General features: G+C 60.9%; 14 protein-coding genes. 6 read left to right on the forward strand and 8 right to left on the reverse strand.

The window, feature by feature from the left end; genetic code table 11:
- Position 1: 1 nt before the first annotated feature.
- The 3 genes from E7681_RS09570 to E7681_RS09580 are packed head-to-tail and all read right to left on the reverse strand — an operon-like array spanning position 2 to position 3,155.
- Positions 2–820, reverse strand: a complete 819-nt coding sequence (locus tag E7681_RS09570) for an SDR family NAD(P)-dependent oxidoreductase (RefSeq protein ID WP_136339344.1) — start codon at positions 818–820, stop codon at positions 2–4.
- A gap of 5 nt (positions 821–825) precedes the next feature.
- Positions 826–1,947: an acyl-CoA dehydrogenase family protein gene (locus E7681_RS09575; protein ID WP_211089784.1), complete on the reverse strand. Its 1,122-nt coding sequence runs from the start codon at positions 1,945–1,947 to the stop codon at positions 826–828.
- 11 nt (positions 1,948–1,958) lie between these two features.
- Positions 1,959–3,155 (reverse strand): acyl-CoA dehydrogenase family protein, encoded by a 1,197-nt coding sequence (locus E7681_RS09580; RefSeq protein WP_136339067.1) that lies wholly within the window; start codon positions 3,153–3,155, stop codon positions 1,959–1,961.
- A gap of 140 nt (positions 3,156–3,295) precedes the next feature.
- Here E7681_RS09580 and E7681_RS09585 point away from each other — a divergent pair, with 140 nt between their 5' ends.
- The 5 genes from E7681_RS09585 to E7681_RS09605 all read left to right on the forward strand — a co-directional run bounded on the left by E7681_RS09585 (position 3,296) and on the right by E7681_RS09605 (position 8,291).
- A complete protein-coding gene (locus E7681_RS09585) occupies positions 3,296–4,531 on the forward strand; it encodes a branched-chain amino acid ABC transporter substrate-binding protein (protein WP_136339068.1) in 1,236 nt (411 codons plus the stop codon).
- Positions 4,532–4,601: 70 nt separating this feature from the next.
- Entirely contained in the window at positions 4,602–5,534 is a 933-nt protein-coding gene (locus E7681_RS09590) for a branched-chain amino acid ABC transporter permease (protein ID WP_136339069.1), read from the forward strand.
- Entirely contained in the window at positions 5,531–6,814 is a 1,284-nt protein-coding gene (locus E7681_RS09595; protein ID WP_136339070.1) for a branched-chain amino acid ABC transporter permease, read from the forward strand. Before E7681_RS09590 ends, E7681_RS09595 begins: the two co-directional genes overlap by 4 nt.
- On the forward strand, positions 6,811–7,587 hold the full coding sequence (locus tag E7681_RS09600) for an ABC transporter ATP-binding protein (RefSeq protein ID WP_136339071.1): 777 nt from the start codon (positions 6,811–6,813) through the stop codon (positions 7,585–7,587). The genes E7681_RS09595 and E7681_RS09600 overlap by 4 nt, the downstream gene beginning before the upstream one ends.
- Entirely contained in the window at positions 7,584–8,291 is a 708-nt protein-coding gene (locus tag E7681_RS09605; protein ID WP_246032456.1) for an ABC transporter ATP-binding protein, read from the forward strand. Before E7681_RS09600 ends, E7681_RS09605 begins: the two co-directional genes overlap by 4 nt.
- Positions 8,292–8,377: 86 nt before the next feature.
- Here the strand turns inward: E7681_RS09605 and E7681_RS09610 are convergent, their stop codons facing one another.
- Positions 8,378–10,009: a long-chain fatty acid--CoA ligase gene (locus tag E7681_RS09610; RefSeq protein ID WP_136339072.1), complete on the reverse strand. Its 1,632-nt coding sequence runs from the start codon at positions 10,007–10,009 to the stop codon at positions 8,378–8,380.
- Positions 10,010–10,290: 281 nt separating this feature from the next.
- On the opposite strand from E7681_RS09610, the gene E7681_RS09615 reads away from it, so the two are divergent.
- A complete protein-coding gene (locus E7681_RS09615) occupies positions 10,291–11,256 on the forward strand; it encodes an NADPH:quinone oxidoreductase family protein (RefSeq protein WP_136339073.1) in 966 nt (321 codons plus the stop codon).
- 63 nt (positions 11,257–11,319) lie between these two features.
- Here E7681_RS09615 and E7681_RS09620 read toward each other — a convergent pair whose 3' ends face one another.
- The 4 genes from E7681_RS09620 to cbbR all read right to left on the reverse strand — a co-directional run bounded on the left by E7681_RS09620 (position 11,320) and on the right by cbbR (position 15,711).
- Positions 11,320–12,147 (reverse strand): IclR family transcriptional regulator, encoded by an 828-nt coding sequence (locus E7681_RS09620; protein WP_136339074.1) that lies wholly within the window; start codon positions 12,145–12,147, stop codon positions 11,320–11,322.
- A 94-nt stretch (positions 12,148–12,241) separates the two neighbouring features.
- A complete protein-coding gene (locus tag E7681_RS09625) occupies positions 12,242–13,921 on the reverse strand; it encodes a long-chain-fatty-acid--CoA ligase (protein WP_136339347.1) in 1,680 nt (559 codons plus the stop codon).
- 14 nt (positions 13,922–13,935) lie between these two features.
- On the reverse strand, positions 13,936–14,700 hold the full coding sequence (locus tag E7681_RS09630; protein ID WP_136339075.1) for an SDR family NAD(P)-dependent oxidoreductase: 765 nt from the start codon (positions 14,698–14,700) through the stop codon (positions 13,936–13,938).
- Between the two features lie 90 nt (positions 14,701–14,790).
- A complete protein-coding gene (cbbR, locus tag E7681_RS09635; protein ID WP_136339076.1) occupies positions 14,791–15,711 on the reverse strand; it encodes a LysR family regulator CbbR in 921 nt (306 codons plus the stop codon).
- Positions 15,712–15,757: the final 46 nt, after the last annotated feature.

Consider the following 15,757-nt stretch of genomic DNA (forward strand, 5'->3'; position numbering starts at 1 on the left):
CTTACAAATCCTCGTTGAACAGGCTGCCCGGGGCGTTGGATTGCATCCCCCCCGACAGCGGAATGATGGCGCCCGAGATGTAGGCTCCGCCCTTGCCGCACAGGAATTGCAGGGTGCCTGCGATATCCTCGGGGCGGCCGACGCGGCCCAGCGGCACGCCTTCGGCGGATTTTTTCTGGCCTTCTTCGGTGCCGATGGCGAAGGCGGTCATTTTCGAGACGAACGGGCCGGGCGCGATGGCGTTGACGGTGATCCCTTGCGGAGCCAGGTCATTGGACAAAACGCGGGTCATGTGGTGCACAGCGCCCTTGGACACGGCGTAGGAATAGGTCGCCGTCCCTTTCGGAATGTCCCCCATCACCGAGCCGACGTTGATGATGCGCGCCGGATCGTTCGGCGTGCTGGCCTTCAGCATCAGCGGCAGCAGGCTTTGCGTCAGGTGGAACATGCCGGTGACGTTCAGGCTCAGCAGTTTGTCCCAGGCACCGTAGGGGTGCTGGCCCAAGGGCGCACCCCAAGTGCGGCCCGCGTTGTTCATCAGGATGTGCAGGGTGTCGGTGCGCTTGGTCACCTCGGCCACCAAGGCGCCAATGCCGTCCTCGGTCGCCACATCCCCGCCGAAACCTTCGGCATGGCCGGGATAGCCCATGCTGTTCAGCTCGGCCGCGACGGCCTCGCACGCATCGGCCTTGCGGCTGGCGATCAGAACACGGGCACCCGCGGCGACCAGCCCTTCGGCGGCCATGCGGCCGATGCCGGTGGCCCCGCCGGTCACCAACGCGGTTTTCCCTGTCAGATCATATAGTTCTGCCGGAGTCATCATGGTCAGAACCCCCGTGCCTGCGCGACCCGCGCCGCGTGATAGCCGTAGTCGCCCAGCCATTCGGCCCCGACGCGGGCACGTTTCATGTAGAACCCGATGTCGTATTCGTCGGTCATGCCGATGCCGCCGTGCATCTGGACGCCCTCGGACACGGCCAGTTTCGCCGTTGCGGTTGCGCGCGCCTTGGCCAGAGAGACGGCCAGCGAGGCCTCCTTGGGCGAAGTATCCAGCACACGACCGGCGTTGATGATGGCAGAGGAGGTGACTTCGATCTCGCTCCACAGATGTGCGGCGCGGTGTTGCAATGCCTGGAAGCTACCGATGGTGCGATCGAATTGCTTGCGCTCTTTCAAGTAGTTAACCGTCATCGCATAGGCCCCGCCAGCAACACCCGACAGCTCGGCCGCAAGGGCGGCCTGTCCGGCTTCCAGCGCGCGGGCGATCAGGGTCATGCCGTCGTCCAGCGTGCCCAGAATGTCGGCACCGGTGGCCTCGACATTGTCCAGCGTGATGCGGGCGTGGTCGCGCGAATCGACGGTCGGCTTGGCGTCACGGGTGATGCCCGCACGGGTCGCGTCGATGTCGAAAACGGTCAGACCTGCGGTTTCACCTGCGCTGCCAGCGGTGCGCGCCAGCAGCAGGATACGATCCGCCGATCGGCCATCCGCCACAAAGGTCTTCACCCCAGAAATAAGATAGGCGTTGCCGGATTTCTCTGCGCTCACAGAGGTTTGCGCCGGGTTGTGCTTGGCGCCCTCATCGACGGCAAGCGCATAGGTCACGCCCCCTTCGGCGATCTGCGACAGCCGGTCCGAGGCGGCGTTCCGCAGTGCGGTCGCGGCCATGACGGCGGTCGAGATGAAGGGGCTCGCGGCTAGGGTCGTGCCCATTTCCTCGGCCAGGATGCCGGCGGCACGGTGGCCCATGTCGGCTCCGCCCTGATCTTCACCGATCAGAACGCCGGTCCACCCCATCTGCGCCATTTCGCGCCACAGGCCGGGGTCGTAAGCCCGTGATTGATCGCGGTTTTCTCGAAGCGCCCGCACCGGCGAGGCTTCGGTCAGAAACCCGCGCGCGGCGTCGCGCAGCATGGTTTCGTCTTCGGTTTCCAGAAGGCTGGTCATCGAAATTTTCCTTATTTACCGGGGAGTTCCAGAACACGCTTGGAGATGATGTCCAGCATCACCTCGCTCGTGCCGCCCTCGATCGAGTTCGCCTTGGTGCGCAACCATTCGGGCGCAAGCGCACCGTGCGGGCCGTCCCATTCCACGCCTTCGCTGCCCGCTGCGGACATCAAAAGCTCGTACCGGCGTTTGTTAATCTCGGTGCCGCAATACTTCAGCATGGCCGAAGCATTTCCGACTCCGCGCCCGGACTGGGCCTGATCCTTGTAGCGTTCCATCGTCATGGCAAAGGCCAGACTGTCGATTTCCAGTTCCATCGCTTGGGTGCGGATGACCGGATCGGCCAGGATATTGTCGTCCAGCGAGGACAGGAAGTCGCCCAGAGAACGACCGCCGAGGAGGCCGCGCGCGCCGCCGCCGATCATTTCGCGTTCGTGGGTCAGCAAGTGCTTGGCCACATCCCAGCCGCGGTTCACCTCTCCGACGATCGAGGAAATCCCCTCGCCATAGGACTTGGGCACCTTCACGTTGTCGAAAAAAGTTTCGCAGAAAGGGGACTTACCAGAGATCAGCCGGATCGGCTTGGTGGTCACGCCGGCGCTGCGCATGTCGATCAGCATGAAGCTGATCCCCTTGTGCTTGGGCGCATCGCGGTCGGTGCGGACCAGTGCGAAAATCCAGTCGGCCTGATCGGCGTAGGAGGTCCAGATTTTTTGGCCATTCACCAGCCAGTGGTCGCCCATGTCCTCGGCTTTGGTCTGGACATTCGCCAGATCGCTGCCCGCGCCGGGTTCGGAATAGCCCTGGCACCAGCGGATTTCGCCGCGGGTGATCGGGGGCAGGAACAGCGATTTCTGTTCGTGTGTACCGAATTCCAGCAGGGCCGGCCCCAGCATCCACAAGCCAAAGCTTTCCAGCGGGGTGGGGGCCTCAAGGCGGGCCATTTCTTCGCGGAAAATCTTTTCCTGAGAACGGCTTAGCCCGGCACCGCCATATTCGACCGGCCACCGGGGCGCGGTCATGCCGCGGGCAATCGCCGCCTCCATCCAGTCCTTCTGGTCCTGTCGCTTGAATTTCCAATTTTTGCCGCCCCAGACGATCAAATTTTCGTCCATCACCTCGCTACGCAGCGAGCTTGGGCAATTCGCGGTGATCCAATCCGCGATTTCGGAACGGAAGCCGGACTGCTCCGTAGTTTCCTCGACCATCACACCCCTCCCTCTGGTGTTTGTTCGCTGTGCAGAATAGAATTTCACAAAACGATTGACAAGCAGACTGTGCACCCTTTTTATCGGCACCGAAGAGACGACTGGGTGATCTGGTCTCTTTTTCTAATGGGAGGAAAGTTATGAAACTTGTGAAATCTGCCGCCTTGGCAGCCGCGATTGCCTTTGTTTCTACTGCGGGTGCGTCTGCGGAATCGCTGAAAATCGCCTTTATTGACCCGCTTTCGGGTCCGTTTGGGCCGTCGGGTCAGGCTGGTTTGAACGAATGGAATTACGCTGCGGCACAAATCAACGCCAAGGGCGGTGTCGGCGGCCAAGAGGTCGAAATCATCGGCCTGGACAACAAGGTCAACCCGAAAGAATCACTGGTTCAGCTGCAAAAAGCGATCGACCAGGGCGTGCGATTCATCGCGCAGGGCAACGGTTCGTCGGTGGCTTCGGCGCTGATCGACGCGATCGAAAAGCACAACAAGCGTAACCCCGGACAGGAAGTTCTGTTCATCAACTACGCCGCGGTTGACCCCGCCTTTACCAACGAGCGCTGCAACTTCTGGCACTTCCGTTTCGATGCGGATGCGGACATGAAAATGGAAGCTGTCACCGACTGGGTGAAAGGTCAGGACAGCATCAAGAAGGTCTACATCATCGGTCAGGACTACTCGTTCGGTAAGGCCGTGGCAGCTGCTGCAGTCAAGAACCTGGGCGAGAAGCGCCCCGACATCGAGATCGTCGGCAACGAACTGCACCCGCTGGGTAAGGTGAAGGACTTCACTCCCTACATCCAGAAAATCATCAGCTCGGGTGCGGATGCGATCATCACCGGCAACTGGGGTGCCGACATGGTTCTGATGATCAAGGCGGCCATCGATTCGGGCTACAAGGGTCCGATCCTGACCTACTATGGCGGCTCCAAAGGTGCCGCGACCGCAATGGGCGCAGCCGCTGTCGGCCAGGTCAAAGCGATTGTCGAGCACAACACCAACCTGCAGCTGTCTGATGCGCAAACGGCTTATGTGGACGGCTACGAAGCGGCCTATCCGGAGGACAACTACTACTACCACCGGATCCACAATGCGATGAACATGCTGGCGATGGCTGCCGACAAGGCGGGCAGCACCGAGCCGAAGGCCATTGCATTCGCGCTGGAAGGCATGACCTACGAAGGGCCGACCGGCACGCTGACCATGCGTGAGGACAACCACCAGATCCTGCAGCCGCTGTTCATGTCGACCTTCTCGGACAACGTGACCCGTGGTGTCGAAAAACTGCCGCTGGGTTGGGTTTCGGGTGATGCGGACCGGATCGAGGCCGACGCAACGCGTACCGAGACGACCTGCAAGATGGAACGCCCGTCGTAAGTACTTGCCGTTCATCTGAAAACAGGGTGCCGTCCCCGCCGGGATGGCACCCGCTTTACAAGAGGTTTCCATGGAAACGATCGTATTTTCGCTCCTGAACGGAGTGATTTACGGCCTCCTGCTTTTCATGCTGTCCAGTGGTCTGACACTGATCTTCAGCATGATGGGCGTGCTAAACTTTGCACATGCCAGCTTTTACATGCTGGGGGCCTACTTCGCATACACGATTTCGGATGCCAGCAGCTTCTGGTTGGCGCTTGTCTTTGCCCCGATTCTGGTTGGGCTTGTCGGCGCAGCCGTTGAACGCTGGGGTTTGCGGACGGTGCACGTGAACGGTCACGTCGCCGAGCTGCTGTTCACCTTTGGTCTGGCCTACCTGATCGACGAGGTGGTGAAAATCATCTGGGGTCGTAATGCCGTGGATTACCAGATCCCGGAATTACTGGACTTCCCGCTGTTCGAACTGTTCGGAGCGCAATACCCGGCCTATCGAATCTTCACGCTGTTCGTCGCGCTGGCGATGCTGGTCGCCCTGTGGTTCATCCTGAATCGCACCCGTGCCGGCCTGATCATCCAAGCCGCGCTGAGCCATCCGCATATGGTGGGCCACCTGGGCCATAACGTGCCACGCATTTTCATGACCGTGTTTGGCGTGGGTTGTGCCCTGGCCGGTCTGGCAGGCGTGATCGGGGGCAACTACCTGGTGACGGATCCGGCGATGGCCGTGCAGATGGGACCGATCGTTTTCGTTGTCGTCGTTGTCGGCGGTCTTGGCAGCCTGATGGGCGCCTTCCTGGCCGCCATGTTGCTGGGTCTGTTGCAGACGTTCGCCGTCGCGATCGACGCCAATTTCGCAGATATGTTTGGCTGGCTGGGCCTGTCGCCCACATCCGAGGTCGGACGAATCTCGATTGCGTCCCTCGCCCCGATGATCCCGTTCCTGATGCTGGTGCTGATCCTGATGGTGCGCCCGCGTGGCCTGCTGGGAGACCGTGAACTATGAGCGATCAAACCATGCAAGATTTCAAGAACCTGGCCCCTTCGAATAGCCAGAAATTCACCCAGCGCCTGCTGCCTTTGGTGGTCTTTGCCGTCGTGGTGCTGATGATCCCGATGTTCAACCCGTCCAGCCTTGTGCTGACGCTGCTGAACGTCATGGGCATCAACATCGTCTTTGCTCTCAGCTACAACATGCTGCTGGGACGAGGCGGGCTGCTGTCCTTCGGTCATGCGGTGTATTTCGGTCTGGGTGGTTATGCGGCCGTCCACGCGATGCGCATGATCGAAGAGGCATCTTACGGTGATGGCGGTTTCTGGGCTAGCTACCCGGTGTTCTTTCTGCCCGTCATCGGGTTCGCTTGCGGTGCATTGGCCGGGGCCGTCATCGGCTGGCCGTCGTGCCGCCGCGCTGGAACGCCCTTTGCCATGATCTCGCTTGGCGTGGCCGAGCTGATCGCCGCGGCGGGCTTCATGTTCGGATCGATCTTTGGCGGAGAAGAAGGCATTTCTGGTGACCGCATGAACGGGCCCGAGCTGTTCGGCCTGTCGCTTGGCCCGATCAGCGAGGTCTACTGGTTCATCGCCTTCTGGACGATCGTTGGCACCTTCTGCATCTACGCCTTTACGCGCACGCCGCTGGGCAAGATGTCCGAGGCGACCCGTGATAACCCGGAACGTGTTGAATTCGTTGGATATGACCCGCAGCGTGTCCGGTATCTGGTGTTCATCTTCGCCGGTGGATTCGCAGGGCTTGCCGGTGGCATGGCTGCTGTCCAGTACGAGATCTTCACCCCCGAAGCCGTGTCTCTGGCTCCGTCCGGGATGGTGCTGCTGATGGCCTATATCGGCGGTATCCGGTACTTTGCCGGCCCGATCGTGGGTGCAGTCGTGCTGACCTACATGCAGTCCATGATGTCGGATTATTCCGAAGCTTGGCTGCTGTATCTGGGTATCCTGTTCATGGTCGTCGTGATGTTCGCACCGGGTGGTCTGGCTGGGATCGTCGCTGGCCTTATCAACGGTATGCGCGCCGAGGATCGCAATGAACGTATCGGCCGTTGGCTGACCGTCAGTGCGGGCGGCCTGCTGGCCTTTGCCGGACTGATCGTCCTGATCGAGGTCGCCGTGCGTTGGTCGAACGGCTATGGCGAAGTGTTCGAGCCCTTCGGCATGCATCTTCCGACGGCTTCGGCTCTGACCTGGGCCTTGATCCTGATCCCGATCGCGGCTGGCGTGGGCCTGCTGCGTCTGGCCATGAAACGCAAAGAGGAGGGCCACGCATGACGACCCCCGCGCTTTCCATCACGGACCTGAGGAAAAGCTTTGGTCCGGCCAAGATCATCCAGGGCGTCAATCTGGAGATCGAGAAAGGCGAACGCCACGCCATCATCGGCCCGAACGGGGCCGGGAAATCGACTCTGTTCAACCTTATCTCGGGCGGGTACCACCCGACCTCGGGAAGCATCAGGCTGAACGGGACCGAGATCGGCGGGACCAAGCCTTACCTGATCAACCGGATGGGTCTTTCCCGCTCGTTCCAGGTGTCCAACATCTTTGCCAATATGTCTGTCCGGGAAAACGTGCGCTGCGGCGTGCTGTACTCGATGGGCTACGGCTATAGCTTTTGGCGGAACGTCGGGAACCTGAAAGAGGTGCAGCGTAAGACTGCGGAAATCCTTGAAAAGGTTGATCTTCTGGATAAGGCCAATTTGCCGGCGGCACTGTTGCCCTACGCAGATCAGCGCACTTTGGAGATCGCCATTACCATCGCGGGCGGCGCCGAGGTGATCCTGCTGGACGAACCGACGGCTGGCATGTCGCATTCGGAAACCGAACGCGCCGTGGCGCTGATCAAGCAGGCGACCGAAGGCAAGACACTGGTGATCGTGGAACACGACATGGGTGTGGTGTTCAACATGGCCGACCGGATCAGCGTGCTGGTCTACGGTGAAATCATCGCGACGGGTGCGCCTTCGGAAATCCGCGGCGACCCGCGGGTGCGCGAGGCCTATCTGGGCGACGAAGCGGACGCGCTGGAAAATGGAGATGCCGCATGACCGAACCCATGCTGAAAGTAAGCGACCTGCACGCTTTTTACGGCAAAAGCCACGTGCTGCGCGGTGTGAACATGGAGATCATGCCGGGTGAAGTCATCGCGCTGTTGGGGCGGAACGGCGTAGGCCGTTCCACCACCGCCAAGGCGATCATGGGAGAGGTGCCGCCCAAGGGGGAAATCACCTTCAAGGGCAAGCCGATCTCGGGCATGGAAAGCCACCAGATCGCGCATATGGGTCTGGGATATGTCCCTGAAAGTCGCGATATTTTCCCCACGATGACCGTGCGGGAAAACCTGATCCTGGGCATCAAGAACATGAAGGTGCCGGGCAAGTATACGGTCGATCAGATGCTGGACATGTTCCCGAACCTGCGCGCCAGGGCAGATAATGCGGCTGGTGTTCTGTCGGGGGGTGAAAAGCAGATGCTGACCATGTGCCGGACCCTGATGGGCGACCCGGAGCTGATCATCATCGACGAACCGACCGAGGGTCTGGCCCCCAAGATCGTCCACCAGATCGGCGACATGATCGCGGAAATCGCGAAGACGGGTGTGTCAATTTTGCTTGTAGAGCAAAAGCTTAGCATCGCCCTGCGGATCGCCAACCGCGTCTACGTCATGGGCCACGGAGAGATCGTCTGGTCGGGTACGCCCGAGGATTTCCGCGAGCGTGAAGATGTCCGGAAGGAGTGGCTGGAGGTCTGATTCCGCCGCAAAAGCAAAAAGAACGCCCGGCTGAGAGGTATCTCCGCCGGGCGTTTTCATTTGCATTGGGCTTTGCGCGAAACCTGTCAGCGCAGATCCGGCAATTTGTAATCGCTAAACTGCTGGCGCAGGGTCAGTTTCGAGGTTTTGCCGGTCGCGGTTAGCGGCAGGGCTTCGACCCAGATCACGTCGTCGGGCAGCTGCCATTTCGCAAAATGCTCTGACATGTGTTCGTGGATTTCCTCGAGCGACGGACGTTCGTCACCCGCAGGCACGGCGATCAGGATCGGGCGCTCGTCCCATTTCGGGTGCGGCATCGCGATGGCGGCGCAGCTGGCGATTGCCGGGTGGGCCATTGCGACGTTTTCCAGGTCGATGGACGAAATCCATTCGCCGCCCGACTTGATCAGGTCCTTGGCGCGGTCCTGGATCGAAAGGATGCCGTCGGTGCCGATACTGGCGATGTCACCGGTGCCGAACCAGCCATCGGCGTCGAGCGCCTTTTCACTGGCTTCGGGGTTGTTGAAGTAACCGGCGACGACGGTGTTACCACGCACATAAAGCTCGCCCACGGCTTTGCCGTCATGCGGCAGCTTGTTGCCGTGATCGTCGACGATTTTCAGGTCGACCCCAAAGACGCGCCGACCTTGCAGGGCCTTCTTGTCGATCATCTGGTCGAAGGGCAGGGCTTCGATCCATTTCGGCATGACACCGTGGGTGCCAATGGGGCTCATCTCGGTCATGCCCCAAGCGTGGCCGACGGAAACCCCCATCTTTTCGAATTTCTCGATCATCGCGCGCGGTGCGGCGGATCCGCCAACCACCACGTCCGAGAACCCTTCGGGTTTGCGGCCCTGTTTCTGGATCTCGGCCATCAGTCCCATCCAGACGGTGGGCACACCCCAAGCGGAATCGACCTTTTCGTCGTCCATCAATTTGAACAGGCTGGCACCGTCCAGATGCTGGCCGGGCATGATCAGGGACAGGCCCAGGATCGGAGCCGAATAGGGCAGCCCCCAGGCGTTCACATGGAACAGCGGAACGACGGGCAGAACCTTGCCCTCTTTCGGGATGGCGCCGCCGACAGTGCTGGCCACGATCAGCGCGTGCAGCACGGTGGAGCGGTGGGTATACAGCGCACCCTTGGGGTTGCCGGTGGTGCCCGACGTATAGCACAGGCCGGCCGCGGCGTTTTCGTCCAGATCGGGCCAGTCATAGCTGTCCTCCATCCCGACCAAGAGTTCCTCGTAGCACAGTGCGTTTAGGCTGTTTTCCGGCATATGCGCGCGGTCGGTCATGACCACGTAGACGATGTCCGAGGGCAGATGCTCTTTCACAGCCTCAAGGATCGGGACAAAGGTGGTGTCCACGAAGATCATTTTGTCAGAGGCATGGTTGACGATGTAGATCAGCTGTTCGGCCGACAGGCGCGGGTTGATCGTGTGGCACACCGCGCCGATCCCCGAGATCGCATAATACAGCTCGAAATGACGGTATCCGTTCCAGGCCAGCGTCGCGACGCGATCACCCTGCTTTACGCCGTGGCCAACCAGAGCGTGGGCCAGCTTGGCCACGCGGGGCAGCGTTTCGGCATAGGTTTGGCGATGAATGTCGCCCTCGGTCCGCGCCGAGACGATCTCTGCGTTTGGGTTGGCCTCGGCTCCGTAGGCCAAGATGTCACTGATAAGCAGCGGCCGCTGCATCATCATGCCGAGCATGGTTTCCTCCCGTGAAATGTAAACTCCCTGGGGCAGAGACTAGCGCGAAGCCAGAGTGAAGCCAAAGCGAAATTCGATTCCGCATGGCGATTTTGGCGCTTTGGAAGAAGATTTTCAGAGGCAGAGATTTCTGCGAAAATTCAAAGGCTTGAATGAGAAAAGTGCCGTACCGTCACTTTGCGAAAACGCGGCGTAATTGTTGCCGATTCGAGGCCCGGGCCGTACATTCGGACGCAGCGAAAAGGGGCCCAAATCGCCCCGTCAGGACGGGAGGGGTTCCGATGAAAGCCATTGTCAGCCACGCATTCGCGCCGCTGGATGCATTGAAATACGAGGACGTGCCGGACCCGGTGGCCGACGGCCGCAAGGTGGTCATCAAGGTCGAGGCGGCAGGGGTGAACTATCCCGACGGGCTGCTGGTGCAGGGCCTGTACCAGATGAAACCGCCACACCCCTTTACCCCCGGCATGGAAGTGGCTGGCGTGGTCGAAAGCGCGGGGCCAGAGGTCAAGGGGCTGAAGGTTGGCCAGCGCGTGGCGACGATCTGCTCGCTGGGTGGTTACGCCGAAAAGGTGCTGGCGGACGAACGCGCGGTGTTCCCGATTGGAGAGATGGACGGCGGCGACGCTTGTGCGCTGCTGGTGGCCTATGGCACCTCGCACCACGCGCTGAAACAGCGCGCGGCGCTGAAGGCCGGTGAGACTCTGTGCGTGCTGGGCGCGGCAGGTGCGACGGGGATCGCGGCGGTGCAGATCGGCAAGATCATGGGCGCGCGGGTGATCGCGGTGTGCTCGACCGAGGAAAAGCGCAAGCTGGCGCTGGAGGCCGGTGCGGACGAGGCGATCGGTTATGAGACTCTGAAGGACGATCTGAAGGCGCTGACCGACGGCAAGGGTGTGGACGTGGTCTATGACTCGGTCGGAGGCGCGGCGTTCGATGCCTGCTCGCGCTCGATGGCGCGGAACGGGCGGCTGCTGATTATCGGCTTTGCCAGCGGAGAGATTCCGAAATTCCCGGTGAACCTGTCGCTGGTCAAGGAATACTCGGTGGTCGGCGTGTTCTGGGGTAACTTCACCCGGGCCGAGCCCGAGGTCTATGCCGACAATATGAAAGAGCTGATTGGCTGGTACGGCGAAGGCAAGGTCAAGCCGCTGATCGAGGGGCGTTATCCGCTGACTGATGCGGCCGAGGTGCTGAAGCGCGTACTGGGCCGCGGTGCAACCGGAAAACTGGTGCTGGTTCCGTAAGGGGCGCGGGCGAATTCTTGCAAAGAATTCGGGCCGGAATTTTTCGAAAATTCCGGCACCTGCTCAGCCACTGGTGCGGGCGACGGTGTTGCGCATCTGGACGAGCTTGGGGCCAAGCTCGTTTTCTAGCCGGTCGCGCGGCAGGATATAGGCCGGACCGCCCAGGTTGAACGCCAGCATCGGCGCGTCACCGTGCATCGAGCGATAGGGCACCGACACCGCGTTCACGTCCTGTTGCCACATGCCGATGCTCAGGTAGAAGCCGCGCGTGCGGATCTGCTCGGATGCGTCCAGGATCTGGTCCTCCAGCTGCGCCCATTCGTCGGTCGGGGTGCGTTCCTGGATGCGCTGCATGATCTGTGCGCGTTCGGCGTCGTCCGTTCCGGCGATATAGGCCCGACCCATGGCCGAGCGGGCCAGCGAGATGCGCGAGCCGACGTTCAGTTGCAGCGAGATCATGCCGGCAGAGGCGCGGGCCACGGCGATGTAGGTCATCTTCATGTCGTCGCGCCCGCCAAGCGCAACCATTACGCCGTCGCCGCATTCGTCGGCTAGGCGCTGCATGTGGGGCTGCACGGTTTCTCGGATGCGCAGCCCGCCCAGGCAGGCATAGCCCAAACCCAGGACAGGCACGCCCATACGGTAGCGTCCGGTTTCTTCGTGATAGACCAGATAGCCCAGCTTCAGCAGGGTGTAGGTCAGACGAGAGACGGTCGAGTTGGGCAGGCCAGTGCGTTCGGCCAATTCCCGGTTGCCCAGCCCGCTGTTGTCGGTCGGTTGGAAGGCGCGCAAGATCTCCAGCCCGCGATGCAAGGCCGTAACGAACTGCCGGTCACCGGTGTGTTCGTTCTCGATCAGGTCTTCGGCGTGGTCTGTTGTTCGTTTTCTCATTGCGGTCTCCGGGGTGGCGGTTACGCGAAATTGGCGGCAAGGGCTTGGCCGCACCTACTTTATTGCGGGTTTCTGGGTCAAGTGAAGCATCGTCTCAGCTCGCTTTTCCACTTCGGGCGTCTTCGATCTGTTGCAACTCCCGCCACAGAACCTTGCCCGAGCCGGATTTCGGCAGACTGTCGGTGAATTCAACCGTGCGAGGGCACTTGTAGGCTGCCATCTCGGTCTTGCACCAAGTGATCACGTCCTCGGCGGTCAGGTTGTCTCCGGCTTTGGGTTTGCGGACGATCACCGCCTTGACGCTTTCGCCGCGGCGCGGGTCCTTGGTCGAGATGATGCAAACCTCGGCGATGTTGGGGTGCTTGTGCATCAATGCCTCGACTTCGGCCGGCCAGATCTTGAAACCGCTGGCGTTGATCATGCGTTTGACGCGGTCGACCATGAAAAAATAGCCATCTTCGTCGTAGTACCCAAGATCGCCGGTGCGCAGGAAGGTCTTGCCGTCCCGCTGGATCAGCGCTTCGGCAGTGGCCTGATCGTTGCGCCAGTAGCCTTTGAAAACCTGGGGGCCGGACATTAGGATCTCGCCGGTTTCGTTGGGGCCCAACTCGTGGTCGGTGGCGGGGTCCACCACCCGGCAATCGACATCGAAAACAGGGATGCCCAGGCACTGCCGTTTGGGCGCATCGGTTGGGTTGATATGTGTGGCGGCCATCGTTTCCGACATGCCGTAGCCTTCGATGTAATCCAGCCCGGTCATATCCTTGAGCTTGGTCGCAATCGCGGCGGGCATGGCTGCGCCGCCTCCGCCGATGGCTGTCAGACTAGAGAGATCATAGGAGTCAAAATCGGGGTCGTTCACCAGATCGATCGCCATTGTCGAGATCGAGCGCCACCGTGTCACCCGGTGCCGCTGTATCAATGCGGCGGCGGTGGCACGGTTCCAGCGGGTCATCACGACCATCGTGCCACCCGAGTAGATCGGCGAGTTCATGGCTGCCTGCATTCCGGTGACATGGAACAGGGGCAGCACGGTCAGGCTGACGTCATGTTCGCCCATTGGGTTCCAGATCAGCCCGCCGATGCAGGTCACCTGCACCGTTCGGTGCGTGTGCACGCAGCCCTTGGGTGCGCCAGTCGTGCCCGAGGAATACGGGATGACGGCCAGATCATCAGGGGTCGCCTGCGGTGCGTCAGGAGTAATGTTTTCGGCCACGGCATCCGTCCAGCGCACGACGCCTGGGCCGGAAATGTCAGCGGGGTTCAGCGTGTTCAAAGGTTCTGGCAGGGGGATGTCGCAGGCGGGGTCGGACAATTCGCCGTAATTCGCGGCGATGATGGTCTTCAGGTGACCCTCGGAGGCGACAGGGGTGGCGAAGGGCAACAACTCTTGCCCGGTTAGCATCACGCTGGCCCCGGCATTGTCCGCATAGTGGATCAGTTCGGCGTGTCTGCTCATCGGGTTGACCGGGATTACGGCCGCATCGGCGCGCAGGATCGCGTAGTAGCCGATGATGAACTGAGGGCTGTTCTGCATATACAGCAGCACCCGGTCGCCGCGTTTCACCCCTGCGCGTTTTTGCAGGTAGCCGGCCAGCGCCTCGACCTGAGCATTCAGCTCGGCGTAGGTTAGTGTGTGCCCATGATAAATGATCGCCGGTTTGGACGGATTGCGGGCAGCTGTGTCGGTCAGGTTCCGTGTCAGTGTCTGTTCGGGCAGATCGAAGTGATGCGGAACGCCTTTGGGCCAGACTTTGAGGTGACGGTCGAACATGGGGTTAGCGAAGCTCACACTTTCATTCCAGGTAGATTGAGGGACGCGGTGTTGCCACCGTCCACCGGCAGCGCCTGCCCGGTGACAAAACTGGCATCATCACTTGCCAGAAACGCGATAACGGCCGCGACCTCCTCGGGTCGGCCATAGCGGCGCAACTCGGCGCGGCTGCCCAGCTTGTCTTCTTTGCCTTTCGATCGGGCGTAGTCGAAAATCGGTTTGGTCATGCCGGTTTCGATCAGGCCGGGGCAGACAGCGTTGACGCGGATGTTGTAGGCGCCCAGATCACAGGCGGTGGTCTGAGTCAGGTTGATGACACCGGCCTTGCTGGCCGAATAGATGTTGCCACCCGCCCCCGAGCGAACACCTGCTACAGAGGCTGTGTTCACGATCGCGCCACTGCCCTGAGCGATCATCGCGGGCGCCCCGTGCTTTGTGAAATACATCATCGCCCACAGGTTCACGCCGAACACATGTTGCAGCTGGCTGGTGTCGATCTCGGTGATCGGGCTATGCGTGCAGACCACCCCGGCGTTGTTGCAGATCACGTCCAGCCGGCCGTAATGATCCAGCACTTGTTGAATGGTGCCTTGCACCTCGGCTTCATTCGACACGTCGCAGATCAGCGACAGGTGATCACCGCCACCCTTGGGCAGTTCGCACTTGTTGATATCGACCAGCGCCACGGACGCACCCTCGGACGCGAGACGGTTTGCAGTCGCCTTGCCTATGCCGCTGGATGCGCCGGTCACGATGGCGATTTTTCCGCCAAATCTCACCGGTATGTTCCTCCCATTTGGGAATATGTTTGCACAAAGGAACCGGCTGTTCAATAGAGTGAAATATTTTTCCGCATGGTGGGAATAGGGTCAGCAGGGCAGAAACCCGCCCTGCTGTGCAGAGATATAGGCGCGGACCGTTTCGATGACTGGAGTCAGCTCCAGATCCTCGCGATGTAGCAGGAACCATTGACGGATGATTGGCAGGTCCTCGCGCTGCAAAACGGCCAGGCGGCCGGTGCGCAATTCCTCAGTCACGGTGTGGCCCGAGATCATGGCGACACCCAGCCCGGCCATGACCGCCTGTTTGATAGTCTCGTTCGAGCCCATTTCGATACAGCGGTACGGGGTGCCGTTGCCGATGCGGTCCAGATAGCGGGTCATCAGAATGCGGGTGCCCGAGCCGTTTTCGCGCGCGATGAAGGTTTCGTTCAGCAGGTCGTCGGCGGGGACGTCCGAAAGCTGGGCCAGCGGGTGGTCCGGCTTGGCGATGATGACATGGGGATGATCGCCGATGGATTCGGCCAGAACTGCGGGGCTGCGGGGCGGGCGACCCATGATCGCCAAGTCGATCGAGCGTTGCTGCAACGTGTTGATCGTCATGTCGCGGTTGCCGACCTTCAGGATCACGTCGATATCCGGATAGGCGTCGCGCAGGCGGGAGACCAGACTGGGGGCGAAGTATTTGCCGGTGGACACAACGCCCAGCACGACGACGCCGGACAGGCCGGCCTTCAACGCGCGAAGCTTCTCGATGCAGGTGTCCAGGGCGGTGTCCACGTTCCGCTCGGCGGTCAGGACAGCGCGGCCCTCGGCGGTCAGCGAGGAGCGGCCCGAGGTGTGCCGTTCAATCAGCACACAATCAAGGTTCGATTCGAGTGTTTTCAGCTGCGTGTGCACCGCTGGGGGCGTCAGGCCCAGAATATCGGCCGCTGCGGCGATAGAGCCATTTTCCGCCACCGCGCGCAAAGCACGTAACTGCTTGATTGTAATGGCTTCTTTGATAGGCATTAAATTTTCCTTAATGCTCTGCCAGATTTATTAAATTCAACTATCC

It is taken from the genome of Thalassobius vesicularis (genome assembly GCF_004799325.1).
In the GTDB taxonomy this organism is placed as follows: domain Bacteria; phylum Pseudomonadota; class Alphaproteobacteria; order Rhodobacterales; family Rhodobacteraceae; genus Thalassobius; species Thalassobius vesicularis.

Excerpts from the sequence above, each read along its gene's own strand:
- E7681_RS09570 (WP_136339344.1), bottom strand. The coding sequence starts at position 820 with ATGACTCCGGCAGAACTATATGATCTGACAGGGAAAACCGCGTTGGTG.
- E7681_RS09575 (WP_211089784.1), bottom strand. The coding sequence starts at position 1,947 with ATGACCAGCCTTCTGGAAACCGAAGACGAAACCATGCTGCGCGACGCC.
- E7681_RS09580 (WP_136339067.1), bottom strand. The coding sequence starts at position 3,155 with ATGGTCGAGGAAACTACGGAGCAGTCCGGCTTCCGTTCCGAAATCGCG.
- E7681_RS09585 (WP_136339068.1), top strand. The coding sequence starts at position 3,296 with ATGAAACTTGTGAAATCTGCCGCCTTGGCAGCCGCGATTGCCTTTGTT.
- E7681_RS09590 (WP_136339069.1), top strand. The coding sequence starts at position 4,602 with ATGGAAACGATCGTATTTTCGCTCCTGAACGGAGTGATTTACGGCCTC.
- E7681_RS09595 (WP_136339070.1), top strand. The coding sequence starts at position 5,531 with ATGAGCGATCAAACCATGCAAGATTTCAAGAACCTGGCCCCTTCGAAT.
- E7681_RS09600 (WP_136339071.1), top strand. The coding sequence starts at position 6,811 with ATGACGACCCCCGCGCTTTCCATCACGGACCTGAGGAAAAGCTTTGGT.
- E7681_RS09605 (WP_246032456.1), top strand. The coding sequence starts at position 7,584 with ATGACCGAACCCATGCTGAAAGTAAGCGACCTGCACGCTTTTTACGGC.
- E7681_RS09610 (WP_136339072.1), bottom strand. The coding sequence starts at position 10,009 with ATGCTCGGCATGATGATGCAGCGGCCGCTGCTTATCAGTGACATCTTG.
- E7681_RS09615 (WP_136339073.1), top strand. The coding sequence starts at position 10,291 with ATGAAAGCCATTGTCAGCCACGCATTCGCGCCGCTGGATGCATTGAAA.
- E7681_RS09620 (WP_136339074.1), bottom strand. The coding sequence starts at position 12,147 with ATGAGAAAACGAACAACAGACCACGCCGAAGACCTGATCGAGAACGAA.
- E7681_RS09625 (WP_136339347.1), bottom strand. The coding sequence starts at position 13,921 with ATGTTCGACCGTCACCTCAAAGTCTGGCCCAAAGGCGTTCCGCATCAC.
- cbbR (WP_136339076.1), bottom strand. The coding sequence starts at position 15,711 with ATGCCTATCAAAGAAGCCATTACAATCAAGCAGTTACGTGCTTTGCGC.